The 23,904-nt window shown below is 67.8% G+C and carries 21 protein-coding genes; 11 read left to right on the plus strand and 10 right to left on the minus strand.

Annotated elements, in window-relative coordinates; genetic code table 11:
* The first annotated feature begins 2 nt into the window (after positions 1 to 2).
* On the plus strand, positions 3 to 1,181 hold the full coding sequence (locus K0H49_RS03545; RefSeq protein WP_219209757.1) for a M20 aminoacylase family protein: 1,179 nt from the start codon (positions 3 to 5) through the stop codon (positions 1,179 to 1,181).
* Between the two features lie 19 nt (positions 1,182 to 1,200).
* On the opposite strand, the gene K0H49_RS03550 is transcribed toward K0H49_RS03545, so the two are convergent.
* The 4 genes from K0H49_RS03550 to K0H49_RS03565 are packed head-to-tail and all read right to left on the minus strand — an operon-like array spanning position 1,201 to position 3,808.
* Positions 1,201 to 1,554: a RidA family protein gene (locus K0H49_RS03550; RefSeq protein WP_307886026.1), complete on the minus strand. Its 354-nt coding sequence runs from the start codon at positions 1,552 to 1,554 to the stop codon at positions 1,201 to 1,203.
* An 11-nt stretch (positions 1,555 to 1,565) separates the two neighbouring features.
* Positions 1,566 to 2,195 (minus strand): glycerol-3-phosphate 1-O-acyltransferase PlsY, encoded by a 630-nt coding sequence (plsY, locus tag K0H49_RS03555; protein ID WP_219209759.1) that lies wholly within the window; start codon positions 2,193 to 2,195, stop codon positions 1,566 to 1,568.
* 51 nt (positions 2,196 to 2,246) lie between these two features.
* Complete coding sequence (locus K0H49_RS03560) at positions 2,247 to 2,738, minus strand: aminoacyl-tRNA deacylase (RefSeq protein ID WP_219209760.1); 492 nt, start codon at positions 2,736 to 2,738, stop codon at positions 2,247 to 2,249.
* A 2-nt stretch (positions 2,739 to 2,740) separates the two neighbouring features.
* Positions 2,741 to 3,808: an aldo/keto reductase gene (locus tag K0H49_RS03565; protein ID WP_219209761.1), complete on the minus strand. Its 1,068-nt coding sequence runs from the start codon at positions 3,806 to 3,808 to the stop codon at positions 2,741 to 2,743.
* Between the two features lie 121 nt (positions 3,809 to 3,929).
* Here K0H49_RS03565 and K0H49_RS03570 point away from each other — a divergent pair, with 121 nt between their 5' ends.
* Positions 3,930 to 4,268: a hypothetical protein gene (locus K0H49_RS03570; protein WP_219209762.1), complete on the plus strand. Its 339-nt coding sequence runs from the start codon at positions 3,930 to 3,932 to the stop codon at positions 4,266 to 4,268.
* Between the two features lie 24 nt (positions 4,269 to 4,292).
* Here K0H49_RS03570 and K0H49_RS03575 read toward each other — a convergent pair whose 3' ends face one another.
* The 6 genes from K0H49_RS03575 to msuE all read right to left on the minus strand — a co-directional run bounded on the left by K0H49_RS03575 (position 4,293) and on the right by msuE (position 11,352).
* Entirely contained in the window at positions 4,293 to 5,381 is a 1,089-nt protein-coding gene (locus K0H49_RS03575; protein ID WP_219209763.1) for an ABC transporter ATP-binding protein, read from the minus strand.
* Positions 5,378 to 7,099, minus strand: coding sequence for an ABC transporter permease (locus tag K0H49_RS03580; RefSeq protein ID WP_219212998.1), 1,722 nt, complete (start codon positions 7,097 to 7,099; stop codon positions 5,378 to 5,380). The genes K0H49_RS03575 and K0H49_RS03580 overlap by 4 nt, the downstream gene beginning before the upstream one ends.
* Positions 7,100 to 7,107: 8 nt before the next feature.
* The gene (locus K0H49_RS03585; protein WP_219209764.1) at positions 7,108 to 8,436 is read right to left on the minus strand and encodes an ABC transporter substrate-binding protein; all 1,329 of its coding nucleotides are present in this window, start codon (positions 8,434 to 8,436) and stop codon (positions 7,108 to 7,110) included.
* A 114-nt stretch (positions 8,437 to 8,550) separates the two neighbouring features.
* On the minus strand, positions 8,551 to 9,588 hold the full coding sequence (locus tag K0H49_RS03590; protein WP_219209765.1) for a methionine synthase: 1,038 nt from the start codon (positions 9,586 to 9,588) through the stop codon (positions 8,551 to 8,553).
* Positions 9,589 to 9,741: 153 nt separating this feature from the next.
* Positions 9,742 to 10,725, minus strand: coding sequence for a DUF1852 domain-containing protein (locus K0H49_RS03595; protein WP_219209766.1), 984 nt, complete (start codon positions 10,723 to 10,725; stop codon positions 9,742 to 9,744).
* A gap of 45 nt (positions 10,726 to 10,770) precedes the next feature.
* Positions 10,771 to 11,352: an FMN reductase gene (gene msuE / locus K0H49_RS03600; RefSeq protein WP_219209767.1), complete on the minus strand. Its 582-nt coding sequence runs from the start codon at positions 11,350 to 11,352 to the stop codon at positions 10,771 to 10,773.
* Between the two features lie 225 nt (positions 11,353 to 11,577).
* Here msuE and K0H49_RS03605 point away from each other — a divergent pair, with 225 nt between their 5' ends.
* From K0H49_RS03605 to pepN, 9 genes are all read left to right on the plus strand, one after another.
* Positions 11,578 to 12,489 (plus strand): alpha/beta fold hydrolase, encoded by a 912-nt coding sequence (locus tag K0H49_RS03605; RefSeq protein ID WP_219209768.1) that lies wholly within the window; start codon positions 11,578 to 11,580, stop codon positions 12,487 to 12,489.
* 112 nt (positions 12,490 to 12,601) lie between these two features.
* A complete protein-coding gene (locus K0H49_RS03610; protein WP_219209769.1) occupies positions 12,602 to 16,108 on the plus strand; it encodes a response regulator in 3,507 nt (1,168 codons plus the stop codon).
* 83 nt (positions 16,109 to 16,191) lie between these two features.
* The gene (locus tag K0H49_RS03615; protein ID WP_219213000.1) at positions 16,192 to 16,974 is read left to right on the plus strand and encodes a CheR family methyltransferase; all 783 of its coding nucleotides are present in this window, start codon (positions 16,192 to 16,194) and stop codon (positions 16,972 to 16,974) included.
* Complete coding sequence (locus K0H49_RS03620) at positions 16,971 to 17,570, plus strand: chemotaxis protein CheB (protein WP_219209770.1); 600 nt, start codon at positions 16,971 to 16,973, stop codon at positions 17,568 to 17,570. Before K0H49_RS03615 ends, K0H49_RS03620 begins: the two co-directional genes overlap by 4 nt.
* Positions 17,560 to 18,765, plus strand: coding sequence for a hybrid sensor histidine kinase/response regulator (locus tag K0H49_RS03625; protein ID WP_219209771.1), 1,206 nt, complete (start codon positions 17,560 to 17,562; stop codon positions 18,763 to 18,765). The genes K0H49_RS03620 and K0H49_RS03625 overlap by 11 nt, the downstream gene beginning before the upstream one ends.
* Before the next feature lie 68 nt (positions 18,766 to 18,833).
* Positions 18,834 to 19,343, plus strand: a complete 510-nt coding sequence (locus K0H49_RS03630; protein ID WP_219209772.1) for a hypothetical protein — start codon at positions 18,834 to 18,836, stop codon at positions 19,341 to 19,343.
* Between the two features lie 93 nt (positions 19,344 to 19,436).
* A protein-coding gene (gene prfB / locus K0H49_RS03635) for a peptide chain release factor 2 (protein ID WP_219209773.1) occupies positions 19,437 to 20,541 on the plus strand; the annotation gives its coding sequence in 2 pieces (ribosomal slippage) (positions 19,437 to 19,517 and positions 19,519 to 20,541; 1,104 coding nt in all).
* The gene (locus tag K0H49_RS03640; RefSeq protein WP_219209774.1) at positions 20,541 to 21,218 is read left to right on the plus strand and encodes an HAD family hydrolase; all 678 of its coding nucleotides are present in this window, start codon (positions 20,541 to 20,543) and stop codon (positions 21,216 to 21,218) included. Before prfB ends, K0H49_RS03640 begins: the two co-directional genes overlap by 1 nt.
* Complete coding sequence (pepN, locus tag K0H49_RS03645; protein ID WP_219209775.1) at positions 21,202 to 23,895, plus strand: aminopeptidase N; 2,694 nt, start codon at positions 21,202 to 21,204, stop codon at positions 23,893 to 23,895. Before K0H49_RS03640 ends, pepN begins: the two co-directional genes overlap by 17 nt.
* The last annotated feature ends 9 nt before the right edge of the window (positions 23,896 to 23,904 follow it).

Below are 23,904 nucleotides of genomic sequence, written 5' to 3' on the forward strand. Positions count from 1 at the left end.
CCATGTACCGCGACACCGACACCCCCATCGCCGAAGACACCCGCGCCCGCATGATCGCCTGGCGGCGCGACATCCACGCCCATCCCGAGACCGCCTTCGAGGAACACCGCACCGCCAACGTCGTGGCGCAGGCCCTGGCGCTGATGGGGCTGCCCGTGCACCGCGGCCTGGCCGGCACCGGCGTGGTGGCCACGCTCACCAACGGCGACGGCCCGCGCATCGCGCTGCGCGCCGACCTCGACGCGCTGAACATGCAGGAGCTGGGTGCCGCGCCGCATGCCTCGCGCTGCGCCGGCAAGATGCACGCCTGCGGGCACGACGGCCACACGGCGATGCTGCTGGGCGCGGCCGAACACCTGGCGCGCCACAAGCCCTTTCGCGGCACCGTGCATTTCGTGTTCCAGCCCGGCGAGGAGAACGAGGGCGGCGGCCGCGTGATGGTCGAGCAGGGCCTGTTCGACCTGTTCCCGGCCGACGCCGTGTACGGCATGCACAACTTCCCGGGCCTGCCACGCGGCCGGTTCGCACTTCGCACCGGCACGATGACGGCCTACCTCGACACCTTCGAGATCGTCATCACCGGCAAGGGCGCGCACGGTGCGATGCCCGAAACGGGCATCGATTCCATCGTCGTCGCCGCGCAGCTGGTGAACGCGCTGCAGACCATCGTGAGCCGGCGCACCGGTGCCACCGATGCGGCCGTCGTCAGCGTGACGCAGATCCACGGCGGCGACACCTGGAACGTGCTGCCCGAAACCGTGCTGCTGCGCGGCACGGTGCGCACGCTCGACGCGAAGATCCAGGACCGCACCGAGGCCGCGATGCGGGAGATCTGCGCCGGGGTCGGGCAGACGCACGGCGCGAAGATCGGCATCGACTACCGGCGCGGCTACCCCGGCGTGGTGAACACGCCCGACGAAACCGCCGCCGCGGTGGCCGCCGCCGCCAGCCTGGTGGGCGAGGCGCAGGTGCACACCGACATGGCGCCCGCGATGGGCTCGGAGGATTTCGCCTTCATGCTGCAGCAGCGGCCCGGTGCCTACATCGGCATCGGTGCCGGCGAAGGCGAGAACGATCCGCCGGTGCACAACCCCTACTACGACTTCAACGACGCGATCCTGCCGCTGGGCGCGGCGTATTGGGTGGCACTCGTGAAGCGGCAACTGCCCGCCGCCGGCTGAGCGCGGCCTCGCGCAGCCTTCAGCGCTGCGCCGCCGTCACCACCACTTCGATCTTGTAGCCCGGGTTCGCCAGCGGCGCCTGCACAGTGGCGCGCGGCGGCGTGTGGCCGGCCGGTACCCAGGCGTCCCACACCTCGTTCATCGCACCGATCTCGGAGATGTCGGTCAGGAAGATCTGCGTCATCAGGATGCAGGTCTTGTCGCTGCCGGCCTCGGCCAGCAGGCGGTCGATCATGGCCAGCACCTGCGCGGTCTGGCCGCGGATGTCCTGCGTGGTGTCGTCGGGCACCTGGCCCGCGAGGTACACGGTGCCGTTGTGCACCGCCATTTCGCTCAGCCGTGCACCGACGTGGAAGCGTTGAAGTTCTGCCATGGTCATTTCTTTCAGGTTTTGGCGCCGAGCCTGGACTCGGTGCCGGCCGCGAGGCGGCGGATGTTCTCGCGGTGGCGCCACACCAGCAGCAGGCTGATGGCGATCAGCACCAGCAGCACCGTGCGATCGAGCGGCCAGACGATGCCGCCGCCGATCAGGTAGAAGGCCGGGGCGAAGAAGGCCGCCACCAGCGAAGCGAGGGAAGAGTAGCGGAAGAAGAAGGCAATGATCAGCCAGGTCAGGCCCGTCGACAGGCCGAGCAGCCAGTCGATGCCCAGCAGCGCACCGGCTGCAGTCGCCACGCCCTTGCCGCCCTTGAAGCCGAAGAAGACCGGGTAGAGATGGCCCAAAAACGCGGCCAGTCCGGCCAGCGCCGCTGTGCCCAGGCCCATGTCGAAGTCGGGCCCGAACCAGCGGATCAGCGCCACCGGCAGCCAGCTCTTGAGCGCGTCCAGCACCAGCGTGGCCAGTGCCGCCGCCTTGTTGCCCGAACGCAGCACGTTGGTGGCGCCGGGGTTGCCGCTGCCGTAGCTGCGCGGGTCGGCCATGCCGAGCGCGCGGCTCACGATCACGGCAAAGGACAGCGAACCCAACAGGTACGAAAGGACGATCGCGATGAACGAGGGCAGATGAAAGCTCAAGGGTTGTCTCCGTGTCGGCGCTTCGGGGGAAGCGCCCGGGCGTGGGGCGGCCTATTCTGCCAGCGCGCACTGCACCGGCTTGGCGCCGAGCAGCGCGACGCACACCTGCGGGTCGAGCCCGATCAGGTAGCCGCGCCGGCCGCCGTTGATGGCGATGCGCGGCAGCTCGAGGATGGTCGATTCGATGTACACCGGCATCGCCCGCTTTGCGCCGAAGGGCGAGGTGCCGCCCACCATGTAGCCGCTGTGGCGCTGGGCCACCTCGGGCTTGCAGGGCTCGACCGACTTGGCGCCGATCTGGCGCGCCAGGTTCTTGGTCGAGACCGTGCGGTTGCCGTGCATCAGCACGATCAGCGGCTTCGCATCCTGGTCCTGCATCACCAGCGTCTTGACCACGGTGAAGGGGTCGAAGCCCAGCACCTCGGCGCTGTGCTGGGCGCCGCCGTGCTCGAGGTACTCGTAGGGGTGTTCGGTGAAGGCGACGCCGTTGGCGCGCAGCAGCTGCGTCGCGGGCGTCTCGCTCACATGCGCCTTCTTCGCCATGCTCAGATGGCTGGGTCGCGGATCTCCCAGCGGATCTTGTCGATCTCCGCCAGCACCTCGGGCGACAGCGTGGTGCCGTAGGCGTCGAGGTCCTCGTCGAGCTGGGCCACCGAGGTCACGCCGATGATGGTGCTCGCGACCTGCCACTTGGTGTAGCAGAAGGCCAGCGCCATCTGCGCGGGCGTCAGCCCATGGTCGCGCGCGAGCTGGTTGTAGCGGCGCGCGGCCTTCAAGGCGTCGGCCCGGCCCCAGCGCTGCTTGCGCACCGATTCGTAGCTGGCGATGCGCGCGCCCTTGGGCGCGTCCGGCCCGTCGGTGCCGCTCTGGTCGTACTTGCCGGTCAGCAGGCCGAAGGCCAGCGGCGAATAGGCCAGCAGCGAGACGTCCAGGCGGTGCATGGTTTCGTCCAGGCCGTTCTCGAGCGCGCGGCTCACCAGGCAGTAGACGTTCTGCACCGTCGCCACGCGCGGCAGGCCGTGCTGCTCGGCCAGGCGCACGAACTCATGGACGCCGTACGGGGTTTCGTTCGACAGGCCGATCTCGCGCACCTTGCCGGCCTTGACCAGGCCGCCCAGCGCCTCGAGTTGCGCATGGATCGAGGTGGCCGAGCTCTCCTTGGCCGGGTCGTAGTACATGCTGCCGAAGGCCGGCACGTGGCGCTCGGGCCAGTGGATCTGGTAGAGATCGATGACGTCGGTCTGCAGGCGTTTCAGGCTGGCATCGCACGAGGCCACGATGTCGGCCGCCGTCATGCCGCCGCCCTCGCGCACCCAGGGCATGCCGCGCGACGGGCCGGCGACCTTGGTGGCCAGCGTGATCTTCTGGCGCAGGCCGGGGTGCTTGGCGAACCAGTCGCCAAGGATGGTCTCGGTGGCGCCAAAGGTTTCCTTGCGCGCCGGGACCGCGTACATCTCGGCCGTGTCGAGGAAATCGATGCCGCGCTCCAGCGCGCGGTCGAGGATGGTGTGGGCGGTGGCGGCATCGACCTGCTCGCCGAAGGTCATGGTGCCGAGGCAGATGGGGGTGACGCGCAGGTCGCTGCGCCCGAGAGTGACTTGGGGAAGATTCATGGAACGAATGCTACCGTCAGCTTCTGCTTCGCGTCGGCGGACCCGTGCACGCCCGACCCAGACGCGTGGCCGTACCCGCGCCGGCCAAGGGCGATGCGCGCGGCATCGGTACAGTCACGGCATGCGCGATGTCCGAACCCGCCTGCGTGTCCTGGCGCTGCCCCTGTGCGTGGCGGTCCCGCTCGGCGTCGCGGTGATTCTCAATGCCCTCGTCCGCCCCTTCCTGGCCGAGGGACTGCACGGCAGGCTGGTGCGACCGCCCGGCTCCGTGCGCGGCGGCGACCGCTGGTGGGAATTCGACGCCGCCACCCGCGCCGACCATCCCGTGCTGACCGGCTTCCTGCACCTGTCGGACGGTGCGATCGGGATGGCCGCCCTGGGTCTGGCGGTGCTCGCCGTCATGGGCCTGTGGATCGTCGAGCGATCGCGATCGCGGCGGCGCGGCACGGCCAGCCGCTGACGAACCCGTCCGCTTGCGGCCGCCTCAGGTCGACAGGAAGCGCACCTGCGCCGGGTCGATGCCCAGCCGCACCGCGGTCCCGGGTTGCAGCACCGGCTCGCCGGCGTAGTGCACCTCGTCGGCCACCAGCGACACCCGGCCCACCCGCATCTTGTAGCGCGAGACCTCGCCCAGGAACTCGGTGCTCTCGACCGTGCCGTCGAGCCAGAGCCGGGCCGCATCGCCCGGCGTGCCGGCCGCGCGGATGTGCACCTGGTGCGGACGGAAGGCGATCGCGGTCGCGCCATCCGGCGGCACGGCATCGGCGGCCTGCGGCAGCCGCAGCTCGCCCACGCCCTCGGCCTGGAAGCACAGCGCCCCGCCTTCGCGCCCGGTCACGCGGCCCTCGAGCAGGTTGGCCGTGCCGACGAAGCCCGCCACGAAGCGGTTGACCGGAAAGTCGAACAGGCCGGTGGCCGGCCCGACCTGCTGCAGCACGCCCTTGTCGAGCACCGCCATGCGGTCGGCCGTGGTCATGGCCTCCTCCTGGTCGTGGGTGACGAAGATGGTGGTCAGGCCCAGCGTGCGCTGCAGGTGCTTGAGTTCGTCGCGCATCTGCACGCGCAGGTTCTTGTCGAGGTTCGACAGCGGCTCGTCGAGCAGCAGCAGCTTGGGCTCGATCACGATGGTGCGCGCCAGCGCCACGCGCTGCTGCTGGCCGCCCGAGAGCTGCCCCGGCCGGCGCTTGGCATAGTCGGCCAGGCCGACCAGTTCGAGCGCCGCACCGACCTTGCGCTTGATCGCATCGCGCGACTCGCGCCGCTCGACCAGCCCGAAGGCCACGTTGTCCCAGACCGTCATGTGCGGCCACAGCGCGTAGCTCTGGAACACCATGCCGATGTTGCGCGCGTGCGGCCGGATATGCGTGATGTCCTGCCCGTCGACCAGCAGCTCGCCGCGCTGGTGCTGGTTGAAGCCCGCGATCAGCCGCAGCAGGGTCGACTTGCCCGAGCCCGAGGGCCCGAGCAGCGCGAAGAATTCGCCGGGCTCGATCTTCAGGTTGATGTCGCGCAGCACTTCGGTCGGGCCGTAGCTCAGGCTGATGTGGCGCGCCTCGAGGGAGACCTTGTTCATGGTGTCGTGGCCCTTTCAGGCGTTCGGGTGCGTTCGGCGAAGCGGTGCGAGGCCCAGGTGCCCAGGCCGACCACCACCACCGCGAGCACGCCCAGCGCGGCCCCGGGTCCGCGGCCCGAGGCGCTCTGCATGTAGAGGTAGATGCCGTAGCTCATCGGCGCCTGCGTCTCCGACGAGGTGAGCAGCAGCGTGGCCGACAGCTCGACCGCTGCGGTGATGAAGGAAGTGACGAAGCCCGCCAGCATGCCGCCGACCATCAGCGGCACCATCACGCGGCGCACCGTGCGCCAGCGCGTGGCGCCCAGGCTCTGCGCGGCCTCCTCGAGCGAGATGTGCACCTGCTGCAGGGCCGCCATGCAGGAGCGCAGCGCATAGGGCAGGCGGCGCACCGCATAGGCCAGCATGATCAGCACCGAGCTCGTGACCACCGGCGAATCGGTGAAGGGCAGGTTCACGCCGCGGAACAGCCGCAGGTAGCCGATCGCCAGCACCAGGCCCGGGATGGCCAGCGCGGCCGAGGCCAGGTAGTCGAGCCAGCGCCGCGCGGGCAGCGTGGTGCGCAGGATCAGGTAGGCGATGGCGGTGCCGATCAGCACGTCGAGCCCGGCCGCCAGCACGCAGTAGAGCAGCGTGTTGCCGATCATCTGGCGCGAGTTCTCGAACACGCTCGCGTAGTGCTCGAGCGTGTAGGCATCGGGCAGCACCGAGAAGCTCCAGACCTTGGCGAAGGACATCAGCAGGATGCCCAGGTGCGGCGCCAGCACGATGCACAGCACCAGCGCGATCCAGCCGTAGGCCAGCACCGATTCCCAGCCGCCCAGGCGGCGCCGCTGCAGCGAGCCGCCGCCCTTCTGCAGGGTCGCGTAGTCCTTGCCCTTCATCACCCGCGCGGCCATCCACAGCGCGAGGATCGAGAAGCCGATCATCAGCACGCTGGTCACGTAGCCCAGCGGATCGTCGATGCCGACCGAGGTGATGCGCAGGTAGGCCTGCGGCGCCAGCATGTTGGTCACGCCCATCACCAGCGGCGTGCCCAGGTCGTCGAAGACCTTGACGAAGACCAGCGCCGCGCCGGCCAGGAAGCCGGGCATGGCGAGCGGAAAGATGATCCGGCGGAACAGCCGGAAGCCGCGCGCGCCCAGGTTCATCGCCGATTCCTCCATCGCGCCGTCGATATTGCGCATCGAGGCCACGAGGTTGAGCAGGATGAAGGGGAAGTAGTGGATGCTTTCGACGAAGGTCACGCCGACCAGGCCGTCCATGATCGGGATCTTGAAGCCGAGGTACTGGTCCATCAGCAGGTTCACCGAGCCGTTGCGGCCGAAGATCAGCTGCAGCGCCACCGCCCCGACGAAGGGCGGCATGATCAGCGGCAGCACGCCCAGCGTCTGGATCAGCAGCGCGCCGCGGAACTCGAAGCGCACCGTGAGGTAGGCCAGCGGCACCGCAATCAGCGAGGCGAAGAACACGCTCGCGAGCGCCACCACCAGGCTGTTGAAGAAGGACTCGCGGAAGATGCTCTGGCCGAAGAAGTTCGCGAAGTGGCCGAGCGTGAAGCCGCCGCCCTCGTCGACGAAGGCGGTGAACACCACCAGCGCCACCGGGATCAGCAGGAAGGCCAGCAGAAACGCGAGCACCGCGACCGCCAGCGTCCAGGCGCCCCAGCCTGCGCCGGCACGCCGCACCGCTGGGCGCGCCAGCGGCGGCGCCCCCCACATCGGCGCGCTCACTTGACGAGCGCGGCCGCCTGGTTGGCCAGTTCGGTGGCCCGGGCGTAGTTGGCCTTGGCCTTGGTGGCCCAGAGCTCTTCCTGGCCGGTGAGCTGCTTGGAGACCGCGACATCACGCCGGCTCTTGCGGAACAGCTCGAGGAACTGCTCGTTCTTCACCATCTCCTGGCCGACCAGCGGCGCATAGGCGTAGCCACGGGCCTGCTTCAGCAGTTCGGCGGCCTGCGGATTCGGCTTGGCCTTCTGCTTCCTGTCGGCATCGTGGATCGCCTTGGTCGCGGCCTGCAGTTCCTTGAGCCTGAAGGTCACCATCTGGTCGAACATGCTCACCACCACCTGGTAGCGCGACTCCGACAGCTCGGAGTCGAACTGCACCTTGGCCTTCTTCGCCACCGCCTGGATGTCGGGGTAGCCGGCCGGCACCTTGAGGTCGGCATAGGGCAGCACCGGCAGCCGGCTGATCTTGGGGTCGAACAGGATCTGCTGGCCCTCTTTCGACAGCGTGAAGGCGATGAACTTCTTGGCCTCGTCGACGTTCTTCGCGCCCGTGACCAGGCCGATGTTCGCCGGCACCACGGCCGTCACGCTGGGGTAGGCGAACTCGACCGGGAAGCCCGAGTACTTGCCCGCCAGGCCGAAGAAGTCGATCACCAGCCCGATGCCGTACTGGCCGCTGTTCACGCCGTCGGGCACGCCGAAGCTGCGGTCGGTCACGGCCGCGCAGTTGCCCATGATCTCGAGCAGCTGCGTCCAGCCGCGCTCCCAGCCCTCGCCCTGCAGCAGCGTCTCGACCGTGAGGTGGGTGGTGCCCGAGCGCGAGGGCGAGGAGATCGCGACGTGGCCGAAGTACTCGGGCTTCGCGAGGTCGCTCCACTCGCGCGGCGCGGCCAGCTTGTTGGCCTGCAGGTAGCGGGTGTTCCACATCATCCCGTAGCCCGCCAGCGCCTGGCCGTAGTAGAGGCCCTTGGGGTCGTTGATGGGGTAGTTGCCGATCTTCGCCGGCACATGCGGGTTCTTGACTTCGGGCGCGGCCGTGAGCAGCTTGTCGCGCGCCAGCACCTCGAAGGCGTCGGGCGCCGAGGCCCACATCACGTCGGGCCGCTGGCCCGCGGGCAGCTCCTTGATGTAGGCGATCGAGGCCGTGGTGTTCTTGTTGAGCACCTCGATCTTCACGCCGGCGTTGGCCGCCTCGAAGGCCTTCTTGTAGGCATCGGTGAGCTCCTTGGGGAAGGAGGTGATCACGGTCACGGTGCCGGCCTCGGCCGCACCGGACAGCACGACGAGGCAGGCGGTCGCCACGCTGGAAAGAACTCTCTTGAGGGGCATGCGCTGGGTCTCCTTTGAAGGCCCACTGTAGGTCGACCCTCCGCGCGCCATGAGAGGTTTATCCCTTGGATCGTCCGTTCACCTGCGCTCGATTCCGCAACGACCGGGTGGGCCTCAGGCCGCGCCCAACCGCTCCTTGGCCAGCTTCGTGCCTGCTGCCAGCGCCTGCAGCTTGCGCCACGCAACATCCCGCGCCATGGGCGCCAGGCCGCAATTCGTGCACGGGAACAGCCGCTCCTTCGGCACGAACGCCAGCGCCCGGCCGATGGTGTCGGCCACTTCCTCGGGGGTCTCGACCACGTCGCTGGCCACATCGATCACGCCGACCATCACGTCCTTGCCGGCCAGCAGCTTCATCAGGTCCGGCGGCACATGGGAGTGGATGCACTCCAGGCTCACCTGATCGATGCGGCTCTTGGCAAGCGCGGGGAACACCGCCTCGTACTGGCGCCACTCGTCGCCCAGGGAGCTCTTCCAGTCCGTGTTGGCCTTGATGCCGTAGCCGTAGCAGATATGCACCGCCGTCGTACAGGTCAGGCCCTGCGCCGCGCGCTCGAGCGCCTGCACGCCCCAGTCGGCGGCGTCCTTCATGTAGACGTTGAAGGCGGGCTCATCGAACTGGATGATGTCGACGCCGTCGGCCTGCAGTGCCAGGGCCTCCTGGTTGAGCAACTCGGCGAAGGCGAAGGCCATCTTGATCCGTCCCTCGGCATTGCCGCCGTAGAAGCGGTCGGCCACCGTGTCGACGATGGTCATCGGGCCGGGCAAGGTGAACTTCAGCTTCTTCTTCGTGTGCGCGCGCGCCAGCTGTGCCTCGAAGGCATGCACGCGGCCTTTCAGGCGCAGGGCCGAGACCACCTGCGGCACCATCGCGTCGTAGCGGTTGTCGCGGATGCCCATCTTCACCTTGTGCTCGAAGTCGATGCCCTCGACCTGCTCGAGGAAGCCGTGCACGAAGTGCTGTCGCGATTGCTCGCCGTCGCACACGATGTCCAGGCCTGCGTCTTCCTGGGCCTTGATCCACAGCAGGGTCGCGTCGGCCTTGGCCTGGCGAAGCGCATCGCCTTCAGCCCTCCACTGAGGCCAGAGCTTGTGGGTTTCGGCCAGCCAGGCTGGCTTCGGCAGGCTGCCGGCGATGGAGGTTTCAAACATCCGAGAATTCCTTTGAAGCAAAGATGGGGGGTGGCAAGCGTTATACAGCGGCATTCGCCCCGGCGAGCCGGGTCAACGAGATGCCGGAAGAAGAGCGCTGTTCGGCTTTGGCGATCGTCTCTTCATGAAGAATGGCCGGTTTATTCTTGCGGATCAGAGCGCGACATCGGCGGCCCATTGATCAAGGACGTTCTTGTACGGCTTGATGAAGTGTTCCTCCGCGAACTTCCCCTGCTTGACAGCCAGCTGGCTGCGTTCTTCCCGGTCATAGACGATCTGCGTCAACGAATAATCCTGGTTCTTCAGGCTCGGTTGATAGAGCGTCCCCGCTGCAGAATTGGCGTTGTAGATCTCGGGACGATAGATCCTCTGAAAGGTTTCCATCGTGCTGATGGTGCCGATCAACTCGAGATTCGTGTAGTCGCCCAGCAGGTCGCCCTGGGCGTAGAAAGCCAAGGGTGCCATGCCATTCGGAGGCATGAAAAAGCGGACCTGCATCCCCATCTTGGCGAAGTACCGGTCGGTCGAGGACAGTTCATCCTGTCGATACTCGACGCCCAGCACGGGGTGCTGGTTTCCGCTGCGTTTATAGGTCTTGCTGGTCGAGGCGCTGATGCAGATTACAGGCGGCTTGTGGAAGCGCTCCCTATAGGTGCTCGAGTTGGCGAATTGCCTGAACAACTTGCCATGCAGGTCGCCAAAATCGTCCGGCGTGCCGAATTCCGCTCGATCGACGTTGTACCCCGGAAGCAGGACACTGAAGTCGTAATCGCGCACGTAGGAGGAGAAGTTGTTGCCCACGATGCCGTCGATGCGCCTGTTCGTCTTCCTGTCGAGAATGCAGGTCTTCAGTATCTCGATCAACGGAAATACATCGGTGGGACTGCTGGCATCGATGCCCATCTCGACGGAGATGATCTCGAGTTCGACGGCGTAGCGATCTCCCGTCGGATTGTCCCAATGCGCCAACTCATTGAAGCGGTTGTCGATCATCCTCAGCGTGTTGCGCAGATTCTGCTGCCTGCTCTTTCCCCGGGCCAGGTTGGCAAAGTTGGTGGTCAGGCGCGTGCTGTCCGACGGGTGATAGTTTTCATCGAAAAGAATGCTCTTGAGGTGAAAGACGAGTTCTTTGTTCATTGCGATCCAGTGACCTGATGTTTGAGAGAAAAGACGGTTCCTGCTTCAGGCCGCCACCACGTCCTCGGCCCGAGCGGGCCTGGCATGGCGCGTCGATTCGACCCACGGCAGTGCCCGTTGGACCGCCAGCCTGGCCCGCTCGATGAGGGCCTTGTCCTGCAGGCGGTAATCGACGAAATCCTTGTCGGTCGCGTAGACACCCAGCGGCAAGGTGCGCGCCTGGAAGAAGCTGAACAGCGGCCGCAACTGGTGGTCGATCACCAGCGCATGGCGCTCGCTGCCACCGGTGGCGGCCAGCAGCACGGGCTTGTCGATCAGGGCGTCCTGATGGATGAAATCGAAGAAGTGCTTGAACAGTCCCGTGTAGGCACCGCGGAAGACCGGCGTCGCCACCACCAGGACGTCGGCTTGCTCGACCGCCACAAGTTCCCGCTCCACCGCGTCGGGCAGCTGGGCGCGCCACAGCGCACCGGCAAGCCGCGGTGCGAGCGGGCCCAGTTCGACCAGGCGCTGTTCGCACGGGCCTTCGCCGGCGAACAGGTCCAGCAGGTGCTCTGCCAGGGCGGCCGACCGCGAGGGGCGTTGCAGCCCGCCGGAAACTGCGACGAGACGGAGTGGAGGTGTCATTTCTTCTTTCATCTGGCGCTCATGAGCCTGGGATGCGCGGATGGTAGGGAGGCGGATCGATGAAGTAAAATGGTTTTAATTCACCCATTCATGAACTTCATTCATGCGATTACCGGAGTGAACGGGCCACCCGGCATCGCTGCGCTGCCGACGTCGACAGCCAAGGCGATGCAGATGACGCGCAGGCGTCCGCGCGCCGCGGGTGGCTTGCCTATCATCGAAGCGATGTACCCAGCCCTCCGCATCCCCCGCAGCGAATTCGTCCCCGTGCGCCATCTGCGCTACCACGTGCGCCAGTGGGGCACGCCCTCCCCGGCCCGCCCGCCGCTCGTGCTGCTGCACGGCTGGATGGACGTGGCCGCCTCGTGGCAGTTCGTGGTGGATGCGATGGCCGAAGAACGACACATCGTCGCGCCCGACTGGCGCGGCTTCGGCCTGACCGATGGCGGCGAGGTCGACAACTACTGGATGCCCGACTACCTGGCCGACCTCGACTGGCTGCTCGACCATTTCGCGGGCGACACGCCGGTCGACCTGGTGGGCCACAGCATGGGCGGCAACCTCGCGATGCAGTACGGCGGCATCCGGCCGCAGCGGGTGCGCCGGCTGGTCAACCTCGAGGGCTTCGGCATGCCGCTGCTGCAGCCCGAGCAGGCGCCCGCGCGCTACGGCAAGTGGATCGACGAACTCAAGCGCCTGCACCGCGGCGAGATGGACCTGCAGGGCTATGCCGATGTGCAGGGCGTGGCGCGGCGGCTGATGAAGACCAACCCGCGGCTGTCGCAGGACAAGGCGGACTGGCTGGCCAGCCACTGGGCGGCGCCGCAGTTGCAGGCCGACGGCAGCACGCGCTGGCAGATCCTCGGCACCGCGGCGCACAAGGTGATCAACGCCAACATCTTCCGCGTGGACGAGGCGCTGGCCCTCTATGGCGCCATCGCCGCGCCGGTGCTGGCGGTCGAGGCCTCGGACGACAGCCTGGCGCGCTGGGGCGGACGCTACACCCTGGCCGAGTACCACGAGCGGTTGAAGTCGGTGCCGGACGCGCGCGTGGTCGCGGTGCAGGACGCCGGCCACATGCTGCACCACGACCAGCCGCAGCAGGTGGCGCAGCTGATCGAAGACTTCCTGCGCTGAGCGCGCGGCCGGGGGTCGCCCGCGGGCGCCGGCCGGATTCAGGGTCTTATCCGACACGCAGGCCCAGCGTTCGCGGGCAGACTTCATGGGTTTTGCTCTTTTTGCGCCCCCCATGACCACCAACGCCGCGACCGCCATCGATCCCCGGGACTTCCAGCGCCTGCTGAGCCGCAACGTGAAGCTTCCGCTGATCGGCGGCGTGCTCGGCGCCGTGGTCTTCGTCGGGCTGATCTTCTATCTGCTGTCGGTGATCTCCTGGGTCGAGCACACCGACCGCGTGACGCGCGACGCCAGCGAGATGCAGCGCCTGACCATCGACCTCGAGACCGGCATGCGCGGCTTCCTGCTCACCGGCGACCAGACCTTCCTGCAGCCCAACGAGAGCGCCCAGCCGCGGCTCGCCACCGGCATGGTGGCCCTGCGCCAGCTGGTCGCGGACAACCCCGCGCAGGTCGACCGGCTCGACCGCATCATCACCCTGCAGACCGCCTGGAACCAGTTCGCGACCGAGATGATCGCGCTGCGGCGCGCCGGCGGCGACTACGAGGCGGCCATTCGACAGGGGCGCGGCAAGCGGCTGACGGACGACATCCGCACCGGTTTCAACAACTTCATGAACGTCGAGCAGAGCCTGCGCTTCCAGCGCAACAGCGAGGCCAACACCACGGCGCTGGCGATCGTCGGCCTGTTCGTCTTCTTCACGCTCACGCTCACCGGCCTGCTCGCCTTCTTCGGACGGCGCCAGCTGGTCGCACTGTCGGAAGGCTACGACACGGTGCTGCAGAAGCAGGCCACGCATGCCGAGGCGCTGCAGCGCCAGGCCTGGCTGCGCGGCGCCCAGACCGAACTCACGGGCGAACTGGTGGGCGAGCTCAGCGCACAGGAAATGGGCCGCAAGGTGCTGGGCTTCTTCGCCCACCAGCTGGGCAGCAGCGTGGGCGCGATGTACGTGCGCGAGCGCAACGGCGACCTGCGCCGCGTGGCCAGCTACGGCTTCTCGCCTGAGGCCGACGCCTCGCCGCAGGTCTTCGCCGCCGGCCAGGGCCTGGTCGGCCAGGCGGCCTCGGAGCGGCGGCTCACGGTGGTCGAGCCGGTCGCGGCCGACTACCTGCGCATCAACTCCGGTTTGGGCGACATGGCGCCGCGCGCGGCCGTGCTGATGCCGGTCAGCCACAACGGCTTCGTCAACGGCGTGATCGAGCTCGGCCTGCTGCGCGCCCCCGAGGAGCGCCTGACCGAACTGCTCGACCTGGTGGCCGGCAACATCGGCAGCTCGGTGGCCTCGGTGCGCTACCGCGAGCAGCTGCAGGACGCGCTGGCCGAAACCCAGCAACTCAACGAGGAACTGCAGGTGCAGCAGGAAGAACTGCGCACCGCCAACGAGGAACTCGAGGAACAGTCGCGCGCGCTGCGCGCCTCGCAGGCCACGCTGGAAAATCAGCAGGCCGAGCTCGAGCAGACCAACAGCCAGCTGTCGGAACGCACCGAGGCGCTCGACCTGCGCAATGCGGCGCTGCGCCGGGTGCAGAACGACCTGGAGGAGCGCGCGCAGGAACTGCAGCGCGCGAGCCGCTACAAGTCGGAGTTCCTGGCCAACATGTCGCACGAGCTGCGCACGCCTCTCAACAGCGCGCTGATCCTGTCCAAGCTGCTGGGCGACAACCCGCAGGGCAACCTGACGGCCGAGCAGGTCAAGTTCGCCGAGTCGATCCATTCCTCGGGCAACGATCTGCTGGTGCTGATCAACGACATCCTCGACATCGCCAAGGTCGAGGCCGGCAAGCTCGAACTGGTGTCCGAGGAGGTGCCGCTGGCGCGCCTGGCCGACAGCCTCTCGATGACCTTCACGCCACTGGCCCGGCAGAAGCAGCTGAGCTTCCGGCTCGCGGTGCAGGCCGACGCGCCCGAGCTGCTGGTGACCGACCGCCAGCGCGTCGAGCAGATCCTCAAGAACCTGCTGTCGAACGCGCTCAAGTTCACCGACCAGGGCGAGGTCTCGCTGACCGTGTCCGGCGCGCCCGGCGGCGGCGCGCGCTTCGCGGTCAGGGATTCGGGCATCGGCATCCCGGCGGACCAGCAGGAAGTGATCTTCGAGGCCTTCCGCCAGGCCGACGGCACCACCAGCCGGCGCTATGGCGGGACCGGGCTGGGGCTGTCGATCTCGCGCGACCTCACCGCGCTGCTCGGCGGCCATCTCTCGGTCCAGAGCACGCCAGGCCAGGGCAGCACCTTCACGCTCGAACTGCCGGCAACGGCTCCGATCGTGTCGTCCTCCGGCGAACGTCAGCCATCCTCGGCGCCCTCGTTGTCGCCCGCCCCGGCGCAGCGCCTCTACGTCGCGCCGCCGCCGCCCATGCCGATCGCCTCGGACACCGTGCCGGCCCCGCTCATCGCCCAGTTCGAGGACGACCGCGCGCTGCCGCGCGACAGTGCGCGCCGCGTGCTCGTGATCGAGGACGAGCCGCAGTTCGCCCACATCCTCTACGACCTGGCGCACGAACTGGGCTATCGCTGCCTGGTGGCCCACGGCGCCGCCGACGGCTTCAGCCTCGCGATCCAGTTCGTGCCCGACGCCATCCTGCTCGACATGCGCCTGCCCGACGCGCCGGGACTGAACGTGCTGCAGCGGCTCAAGGACGACCCGCACACCCGCCACATCCCGGTGCACATCGTCTCGGCGCAGGACCACAGCTCCGAGACCGCGATGCACATGGGCGCCATCGGCTACGCGCTCAAGCCGGCCTCGCGCGAACAGCTCAAGCAGGTGTTCCAGAAGCTCGAGGACAAGCTCACGCAGAAGCTCAAGACCGTGCTGCTGGTGGAAGACGACGCGCTGCAACGCGAGGCCGTGGTCCGGCTGATCGGCGACGAGGACGTGGCCATCACCGCCGTGGCCACGGGCGAGGAGGCCATGGTGCTGCTGCGCAGCCGCATCTTCGACTGCATGATCACCGACCTGCGCCTGCCCGACATGCAGGGCAGCGAGCTGCTCAAGCGCATGGCGACCGAGGAGATCTGCTCCTTCCCGCCGGTGATCGTCTACACCGGGCGCAACCTCACGCGCGACGAAGAGGCCGAGCTGCTGCGCTACTCGCGCTCGATCATCATCAAGGGCGCGCGCTCGCCCGAGCGGCTGCTCGACGAGGTCACGCTGTTCCTGCACAAGGTCGAGGCCGACCTGTCGACCGAGCGCCAGAACATGCTCAAGACCGCGCGCGGGCGCGACCGCGTGTTCGAAGGCCGGCGCATCCTGCTGGTGGACGACGACGTGCGCAACATCTTCGCGCTCACCAGCGCGCTGGAACAGCGCGGTGCGTTGGTCGAGATCGGCCGCAACGGCCGCGAGGCCCTGGAGAAGCTCGACCTGGTGGCCGATATCGACCTGGTGCTGATGGACGTGATGATGCCGGAGATGGACGGCCTCGAAGCCACGCGCCGGCTGCGCCAGGACCCGCGCTTCGCCAAGCTGCCGGTGATCGCCGTCACCGCCAAGGCCATGAAGGACGACCAGGAGCAGTGCATGGCCGCCGGTGCCAGCGACTACCTGGCCAAGCCGGTCGACCTGGACCGCCTGTTCTCGCTGCTGCGCGTGTGGATGCCGCGCATGGAGCGCATGTGAGTCCGCTGACGCCCTCGGACGGCCTGCGGCAGCCAAAGCCGCTGACGCCGCCCAGCGACATCGAGATCGAATTGCGGCTGCTGATGGAGGCCATCTACCTCAAGTACAGCTACGACTTCCGCGACTACACCGGCGCCTCGCAGAAGCGCCGCGTGCTGTATGCGCTCGATCAGTTCAAGCTGCCCAGCGTCTCGGCGCTGCAGGACCTGGTGCTGCACGATGCTTCGGCGTTCGCGCGCCTGCTGCAGTTCCTCACGATCCCGGTCAGCGAGATGTTCCGCGACCCGGGCTACTTCCTGGCCCTGCGCCAGCAGGTGATCCCGGTGCTCCACACCTACCCTTCGGTCAAGGTCTGGGTGGCGGGCTGCAGCACCGGCGAGGAAGCCTGGTCGCTGGCCATCCTGCTGCGCGAGGAAGGGCTGCTGGAACGCACGCAGATCTATGCCACCGACATCAACCCGCTGTCGCTCGACAAGGCGCGCCAGGGCATCTTCCCGATGGAAGCGGTGCGCAACTACACCGCCAACTACCAGCGCGCGGGCGGTCGCCAGGCCTTTTCGGACTACTACACCGCAGCCTACGACGCCGCGCGCTTCGACCCCTCGCTGTGCACCAACACGATCTTCGCCGACCACAGCCTGGCGACCGACAGCGTGTTCGCCGAGACGCATCTGGTCTCGTGCCGCAACGTGCTGATCTATTTCAACCGCGCGCTGCAGGACCGGGCCTTCGGCCTGTTCCACGAGTCGCTGTGCCATCGCGGCTTCCTCGGCCTGGGCGCCAAGGAGAGCATCGACTTCTCGGCCTACGCCGACCGCTTCGACGACCTGGTGCGGTCGGAGCGTATCTACCGCAAGGCCACATGAAAAGGCCGGCCCCGCCCCTGCGCCGCGTCGATGCCGTGGTGATCGGCACCTCGGCCGGCGGCGTGGACGCGCTCGCCACGCTGCTGCGTGACCTGCCCCTGCCCTGGCATCTGCCGCTGGTGGTCGTGATCCATCTGCCGCAACACCGCGACAGCCGGCTGGCCGACGTGTTCCGCCAGCGCCTGTCGATTCCGGTGCAGGAAGCCGAGGACAAGGCGCCGGTGGCCCCAGGCACGCTCTACTTCGCACCGCCCAGCTACCACCTGTCGATCGAGCGCGAGCGCGTGTTCTCGCTGAGCTGCGAACCACCGGTGCTATGGTCACGTCCTTCGATCGACCTGCTGATGCAATCCGCGGCCGATGCCTACGGCCCGACGCTGGCCGGCCTGCTGCTGACCGGCGCCAACCCCGACGGCGCCGAAGGCCTTCGCAAGATCCAGCAGGCCGGTGGCCTGACTGCGGTGCAAGACCCGGACGAAGCCGAGGTCGACACCATGCCCCGGGCCGCGCTGGCGCTGCTCACTCCCGACCGCATACTGCCGCTGCGCGGTCTGCACACCCTGCTGGTGGAACTGAATGCTCTTCATGCCGATTGATGTCGAAAGCAAGCTGCTGATCGTCGACGACCTGCCCGAGAACCTGCTCGCGCTGGACGCGCTCATCCGCGGCCGGGGCCGCTCGGTGTTCCAGGCCACCTCGGCCGAAGCGGCGCTGGCGCTGATGCTGGAGCACGAGTTCGCGCTGGCCATCCTCGACGTGCAGATGCCGGGCATGAACGGCTTCGAGCTGGCCGAGCTGATGCGCGGCACCGAGCGCACGCGCCACATCCCGATCATCTTCGTGAGTGCCGCGGGCCGCGAGATGAACTACGCCTTCAAGGGCTACGAGAGCGGTGCCGTCGACTTCCTGCAGAAGCCGCTGGACGCCCATGTGGTGGCCAGCAAGGTCAACGTCTTCGTGGACCTGCACCGCCATCGCAAGGCGCTCAAGCACGAGATGGAGGCGCTGGCCGAGGCGCACCGCGAGCAGGCGGCGCTGGTCGACAAGCTGCAGGTCGCGCAGGGCGACCTGGAACGCGCGGTGCGCATGCGCGACGACTTCATGTCGATGGTCTCGCACGAGCTGCGCACGCCGCTCAACACGCTCTACCTCGAGACGCAGGTGCGCAAGCTGCACCTGGGCAAAGGCAACATGGCGCCCTTCGCGGTCGACAAGCTGCCGGCCATGATCGAGCGCGACCAGCGCCAGATCCAGAACATGGTGCGGCTGATCGACGACATGCTCGACGTCTCGCGCCTGCGCAGCGGTTCGCTGTCGATCCGGCCCAAGCCCTTCGACCTGGCGCAGCTCGCGCAGCGCGTGGTGGAGAGCCTGGTGAACCAGGCCGAGGCCGTGGGCTCGACCATCCACCTGGACGCGCAGGGCCCCATCGAAGGCCTGTGGGACGAGTTCCGCATCGAACAGGTGCTGACCAACCTGCTGACCAACGCGTTGCGCTACGGTCGCGGAAGCCCGGTGGCGGTCACGGTGCACCTGCTCGGCGAGCAGGCACAGATGACGGTGCGCGACCACGGCATCGGCATCGCGGCCGCGGACCACGACCGGATCTTCGAACAGTTCGAGCGCACCGACGACAGCCGCAAACACGCGGCCGGCCTGGGACTGGGCCTGTACATCACGCGCGAGATCGTGCTCGCGCACGGCGGCGGCATCGATCTGGAGAGCGCACCCGGCGAAGGCGCACTGTTCCGCGTGACGCTGCCATTGCAAGCGCCCACCCCGGGAAACTGAAGGAAAACTGAACGAGCGCTTCAGGTCGCGACGGTAGGATTCCCCTATTAAAAAAAGGAGGTTTCCTCATGCAGAAACACTGCGGCTTGCACCTTGCCGCGATCGCCACGATGGCACTCGCCGGATCGTTCCACCTGAATGCGCTCGCGCAGACCGCCGAGCCACCGCCTCGCAGCGAAGGCCGATGGGAACTGTCCTTCTCGCCCTACACCCACCACTGGCATCACGACGACGAACACAAGAACGTCGCGCTGATCGCCATCGAGCGCTTCCAGCCCGACAACGCCCTCTGGGGCGCCGCGCTGTTCAGCAACTCCTTCGGCCAGACCTCGGGCTACGTCTACTACGGCCATCAATGGGACGGCGTCTTCGGCCAGCCCGCGCTCTACACCAAGCTCAGCGCCGGCGTGATCTACGGCTACCGCGGCAAGTACAAGGACAAGGTGCCCTACAACCACGGCGGCTTCTCGCCCGCGATCATCCCGGCCGTCGGCTACCGCCTGACCCCGGTCGACGCGGTACAGGTGGCGATCCTGGGCACGGCCGGCGTGATGTTCTCCTACAGCCGACGCTTCTGAACGGGCTCATTCTCGGGCGGGCCCCGGGGGCATGAGAAAATGTCGGGTTGCGCCTGGCTCCCGCCGGGCCACCTCTTTTTTTCAGGACACCCCATGGACGCAGAACAAATCAACCAGATCGAAGCCAACCTTGCGGACCTGAGCGTGCGCACGGTCGATTTACGGAGGTATCTTTGACTACGATGCCAAATCCGAACGCCTGAGGACGGTCAACGCATCGCTCGAGGATCCGACGGTCTGGAACGACCCGAAGAAGGCCCAGGAACTGGGCCGCGAGAAGAAATCGCTCGACGGCGTGGTCGTCACGCTCGACCGCCTCACCAGCGGCCTGGCCGACAACACCGAGCTGTTCGAGATGTCGAAGGCCGACGGCGACCTGGACGGCCTGCAGGCCATCGCCGATGACGCCGCCACGCTCGAAGCCGACATCAAGCAGCTCGAATTCCGCCGGATGTTCAACAACCCGGCCGATCCGCTGAACTGCTTCGTCGACATCCAGGCCGGCGCCGGCGGCACCGAGGCCTGCGACTGGGCCAGCATGCTGCTGCGCCAGTACCTGAAGTACGCCGAGCGCAAGGGTTTCAAGACGCAGATCGAGGACGAGACCCCGGGCGACACCGCAGGCATCAAGGGCGCGACCATCAAGGTCGAAGGCGACTACGCCTTCGGCCTGCTGCGCACCGAGACCGGCGTGCACCGCCTGGTGCGCAAGTCGCCCTTCGACTCCTCGGGCGGCCGTCACACCAGCTTCGCGTCGATCTTCGTGTACCCCGAAGTGGACGACTCGATCGAGATCGAGATCAACCCCTCCGACGTGCGCACCGACACCTTCCGTGCCAGCGGCGCGGGCGGCCAGCACATCAACAAGACCGACTCGGCCGTGCGGCTCACGCACATCCCCACCGGCATCGTGGTGCAGTGCCAGGACGGCCGAAGCCAGCACAGCAACCGCGACGTGGCGTGGAAGCGCCTGCGTTCGCGGCTCTACGACTTCGAACTGCGCAAGCAGCAGGAAGCGCAGCAGAAGCTGGAAGACACCAAGACCGACGTGGGCTGGGGCCACCAGATCCGCAGCTACGTGCTGGACAACAGCCGCATCAAGGACCTGCGCACCAACGTCGAGGTCTCGGCCACGCAGAAGGTGCTCGACGGCGACCTCGACGTGTTCATCGAAGCCTCGCTCAAGCAAGGCGTCTGATGGCCCGCACGGACGCGCTCATCTTCGACATGGACGGCACCATGGTCGACTCCATGCCCTGGCACGCCAAGGCCTGGATCGAGTTCGCGCGCCGGCGCGGGCTCGCGCTCGACGTGCCCGACCTGATGCGCCGCACCACCGGCCGCAACGCCTTCGAATGCGCCTGCGAGCTGATGGAACGCGAGGTGAGCGCCGCCGAGAGCGACGCGATCACGCACGAGAAGGAAACCATCTACCGCGAGCTGTTCGGCGCGGTGTTCGCCGAAGTCGCGGGCTTCAATGCCTTCGCCAGGGCGGCGGCGGCGCAAGGCCTGAAGATCGCGGTCGGCACTGCGGGCGACCGCCACAACGTCGCCTTCGTGATGGAACGCCTGCGCATGGACCCGCTGCCGCTGGCCATCGTGGGCGGCGACGAGGGCTTCACCGGCAAGCCCACGCCGGCCATCTTCCTCGAGGCCGCGCGCCGCATCGGCGTTGCGCCCGAACACTGCATCGTGTTCGAGGACGCCCCCTTCGGCATCGAAGCCGCACGCCGCGCCGGCATGCGTGCCGTGGCCGTGTGCACCACCCACAGCGCGGCCGAACTGGCCGGCCCGCACGTGATCGCCGCCGTGCGCGACTACGAAGAACTTGCCCTTTCGAATTTCCTGGAGACACTCGATGCTGCAACTGCGTGATGGACAAGAACAGCCGCTGGCGATCCGCCGCGAAGACTATGCCGCGCCCGCCTGGTGGATCGACACCGTCGACCTGACCTTCGACCTGGACCCGGCCAAGACGCGCGTGCTCAACCGCATGCGCCTGCGCCGCAACCCCGAGCTGCCGGCCGGACCGCTGCGCCTGGACGGCGACGAGCTCAACCTGGCGCGCGTGCTGGTCGACGGCCAGGGCGCGTCCTTCCGCATGGAAGACGACCAGCTGGTCATCGACAACCTGCCCGACAGCTTCGAGCTGGAGATCTTCACCACCTGCTGCCCGGTGAAGAACACCAAGCTCATGGGCCTGTTCGTGAGCGAGAACACCTTCTTCACGCAATGCGAGGCCGAGGGCTTCCGCCGCATCACCTACTTCCTCGACCGTCCCGACGTGATGGCGAGCTACACCGTGACGCTGCGCGCCGACAAGGCCGCCTACCCGGTGCTGCTGTCGAACGGCAACCTGACCGACAGCGGCGAGCTGCCCGAGGGCCGCCACTTCGCCAAATGGGTCGACCCCTTCCGCAAGCCCAGCTACCTGTTCGCGCTGGTCGCGGGCAAGCTGGTGGCGCGCGAGCAGCGCATCATCACCCGCGCCGGCAAGGAACACCTGCTGCAGGTCTACGTGCGTGCAGGCGACCTCGACAAGACCGAGCACGCGATGAACTCGCTGGTGCACTCGATCCTCTGGGACGAGACCCGCTTCGGCCTGCCGCTGGACCTGGACCGCTTCATGATCGTCGCCACCAGCGACTTCAACATGGGCGCGATGGAGAACAAGGGCCTCAACATCTTCAACACGAAGTACGTGCTGGCCAGCCAGGCCACCGCCACCGATGCCGACTACGGCAACATCGAGAGCGTGGTCGGCCACGAGTACTTCCACAACTGGTCGGGCGACCGCGTGACCTGCCGCGACTGGTTCCAGCTCTCGCTCAAGGAAGGCCTCACGGTGTTCCGCGACCAGGAGTTCAGCATGGACCTGTGCGCCGATGCGTCGGCGCGCGCGGTCAAGCGCATCGAGGACGTGCGGGTGCTGCGCACCGCGCAGTTCCCCGAGGACGCCGGCCCGATGGCGCACCCGGTGCGCCCCGACAGCTACATCGAGATCAGCAACTTCTACACCGTCACCATCTACGAGAAGGGTGCGGAGGTGGTGCGCATGATGCAGACGCTGGTCGGCCGCAAGGGCTTCGAGTCGGGCATCACGCTGTACTTCCAGCGCCACGACGGCCAGGCCGTGACCTGCGACGATTTCGCGCAGGCCGTCGCCGATGCCAACCCGGATTCGGAACTGGCCCGCCTGCTGCCACAGTTCAAGCGCTGGTACGGCCAGGCCGGCACGCCGCGGCTTGCGGCCAGCGGCCATTACGACGCCGAGGCACGCAGCTACACGCTGCGCTTCGCACAGAGCTGCCTGCCCACGCCGGGCCAGGCGCTCAAGCTGCCCTTCGTGATTCCTGTGAACCTGGGCCTGCTGGCCACCGACGGCCGCGAACTGCCGCTGCAGCTCGAGGGCGAGGCGCAGGCCGCGCACGGCACCCGCACGCTGGTGCTGACCGAAGCCGAACAGCAGTTCACCTTCCACGGCCTCGACGCGGAACCCGTGCCCTCGATCCTGCGCGGCTTCAGCGCGCCGGTGATCCTGGACTTCGGCTACACCGACGCCCAGCTGCTCACGCTGCTGGCCAACGACCTCGATCCCTTCAACCGGTGGGAAGCGGGCCAGCGGCTGGCGCTGCGCAGCGCGATCCGTGCGATTGGCGGCGCCGCCGAGGCCGGCGCGCCGGTGCTCGACGCCGCCTACATCGACGCCATGCGCGCGGTGCTGCGCGACGCCAAGCTCGATGCCGCCTTCAAGGAACTGGTGCTCACCCTGCCCTCGGAGACCTACATCGCCGAGCAGCTCGAGGTCGTCGATCCGCAGCGCATCCACACGGTGCGCGAAGCCATGCGCGCGCAGCTGGCCACGGCGCTGTTCGCCGAATGGGAACAGGCCTACGAACAGAACCACGACACCGGCGCCTACACGCCCGACCCGCTGTCGGCCGGGCGCCGTGCGCTGGCCGGCATGGCGCTGACCTCGCTGTGCATCGCCGCGCGCGAATCGAACGACACGGTGTGGCCAGGCAAGACGCTGCAGCGCTTCAAGGACGCGGGCAACATGACCGACCGCTTCAACGCGCTGTCGGCCCTGGTGTCCTCGGGCCACGCGCTGGCTGCTCCGGCCCTGGCGCGCTTCCATGCGCTGTTCAAGGACGAGGCGCTGGTCATCGACAAATGGTTCTCGCTGCAGGCCGGCGCGCCAGACCGCGGCGGCCACGTGCTGCCGCTGGTCAAGCAGCTGATGAAGCACCCCGACTTCTCCCTCAAGAACCCCAACCGCGCGCGCAGCGTGATCTTCAGTTTTTGCAGCGCCAACCCCGGCGCCTTCCACCGCAGCGACGCCGCGGGCTACGTGTTCTGGTCAGACCGCGTGATCGAGCTCGATGCGCTCAACCCGCAGGTTGCGGCGCGCCTGGCGCGCGGCCTCGACCGCTGGAGCAAGCTGGCCGAACCCTACCGCAGCGCCGCCCGCGAAGCCCTCGCGCGCGTGGCTGCGCGTCCCGACCTGAGCAAGGACACACAGGAAGTCGTCCACCGCGCCCTCGCCGACTGATCTCCAAGG

Source organism: Variovorax boronicumulans, assembly GCF_019352895.1.
Classification (GTDB): domain Bacteria; phylum Pseudomonadota; class Gammaproteobacteria; order Burkholderiales; family Burkholderiaceae_C; genus Variovorax; species Variovorax boronicumulans_A.

Coding starts and splice junctions, on each gene's coding strand:
- K0H49_RS03565 (WP_219209761.1), bottom strand. CDS start 3,808: ATGAATCTTCCCCAAGTCACTCTCGGGCGCAGCGACCTGCGCGTCACC.
- K0H49_RS03570 (WP_219209762.1), top strand. CDS start 3,930: ATGCGCGATGTCCGAACCCGCCTGCGTGTCCTGGCGCTGCCCCTGTGC.
- K0H49_RS03625 (WP_219209771.1), top strand. CDS start 17,560: ATGCCGATTGATGTCGAAAGCAAGCTGCTGATCGTCGACGACCTGCCC.
- K0H49_RS03615 (WP_219213000.1), top strand. CDS start 16,192: ATGGAGGCCATCTACCTCAAGTACAGCTACGACTTCCGCGACTACACC.
- K0H49_RS03550 (WP_307886026.1), bottom strand. CDS start 1,554: ATGGCAGAACTTCAACGCTTCCACGTCGGTGCACGGCTGAGCGAAATG.
- K0H49_RS03610 (WP_219209769.1), top strand. CDS start 12,602: ATGACCACCAACGCCGCGACCGCCATCGATCCCCGGGACTTCCAGCGC.
- K0H49_RS03620 (WP_219209770.1), top strand. CDS start 16,971: ATGAAAAGGCCGGCCCCGCCCCTGCGCCGCGTCGATGCCGTGGTGATC.
- K0H49_RS03585 (WP_219209764.1), bottom strand. CDS start 8,436: ATGCCCCTCAAGAGAGTTCTTTCCAGCGTGGCGACCGCCTGCCTCGTC.
- K0H49_RS03640 (WP_219209774.1), top strand. CDS start 20,541: ATGGCCCGCACGGACGCGCTCATCTTCGACATGGACGGCACCATGGTC.
- K0H49_RS03590 (WP_219209765.1), bottom strand. CDS start 9,588: ATGTTTGAAACCTCCATCGCCGGCAGCCTGCCGAAGCCAGCCTGGCTG.
- pepN (WP_219209775.1), top strand. CDS start 21,202: ATGCTGCAACTGCGTGATGGACAAGAACAGCCGCTGGCGATCCGCCGC.
- K0H49_RS03595 (WP_219209766.1), bottom strand. CDS start 10,725: ATGAACAAAGAACTCGTCTTTCACCTCAAGAGCATTCTTTTCGATGAA.
- K0H49_RS03545 (WP_219209757.1), top strand. CDS start 3: ATGTACCGCGACACCGACACCCCCATCGCCGAAGACACCCGCGCCCGC.
- K0H49_RS03560 (WP_219209760.1), bottom strand. CDS start 2,738: ATGGCGAAGAAGGCGCATGTGAGCGAGACGCCCGCGACGCAGCTGCTG.
- K0H49_RS03630 (WP_219209772.1), top strand. CDS start 18,834: ATGCAGAAACACTGCGGCTTGCACCTTGCCGCGATCGCCACGATGGCA.
- K0H49_RS03575 (WP_219209763.1), bottom strand. CDS start 5,381: ATGAACAAGGTCTCCCTCGAGGCGCGCCACATCAGCCTGAGCTACGGC.
- K0H49_RS03605 (WP_219209768.1), top strand. CDS start 11,578: ATGTACCCAGCCCTCCGCATCCCCCGCAGCGAATTCGTCCCCGTGCGC.
- K0H49_RS03580 (WP_219212998.1), bottom strand. CDS start 7,099: ATGTGGGGGGCGCCGCCGCTGGCGCGCCCAGCGGTGCGGCGTGCCGGC.
- msuE (WP_219209767.1), bottom strand. CDS start 11,352: ATGACACCTCCACTCCGTCTCGTCGCAGTTTCCGGCGGGCTGCAACGC.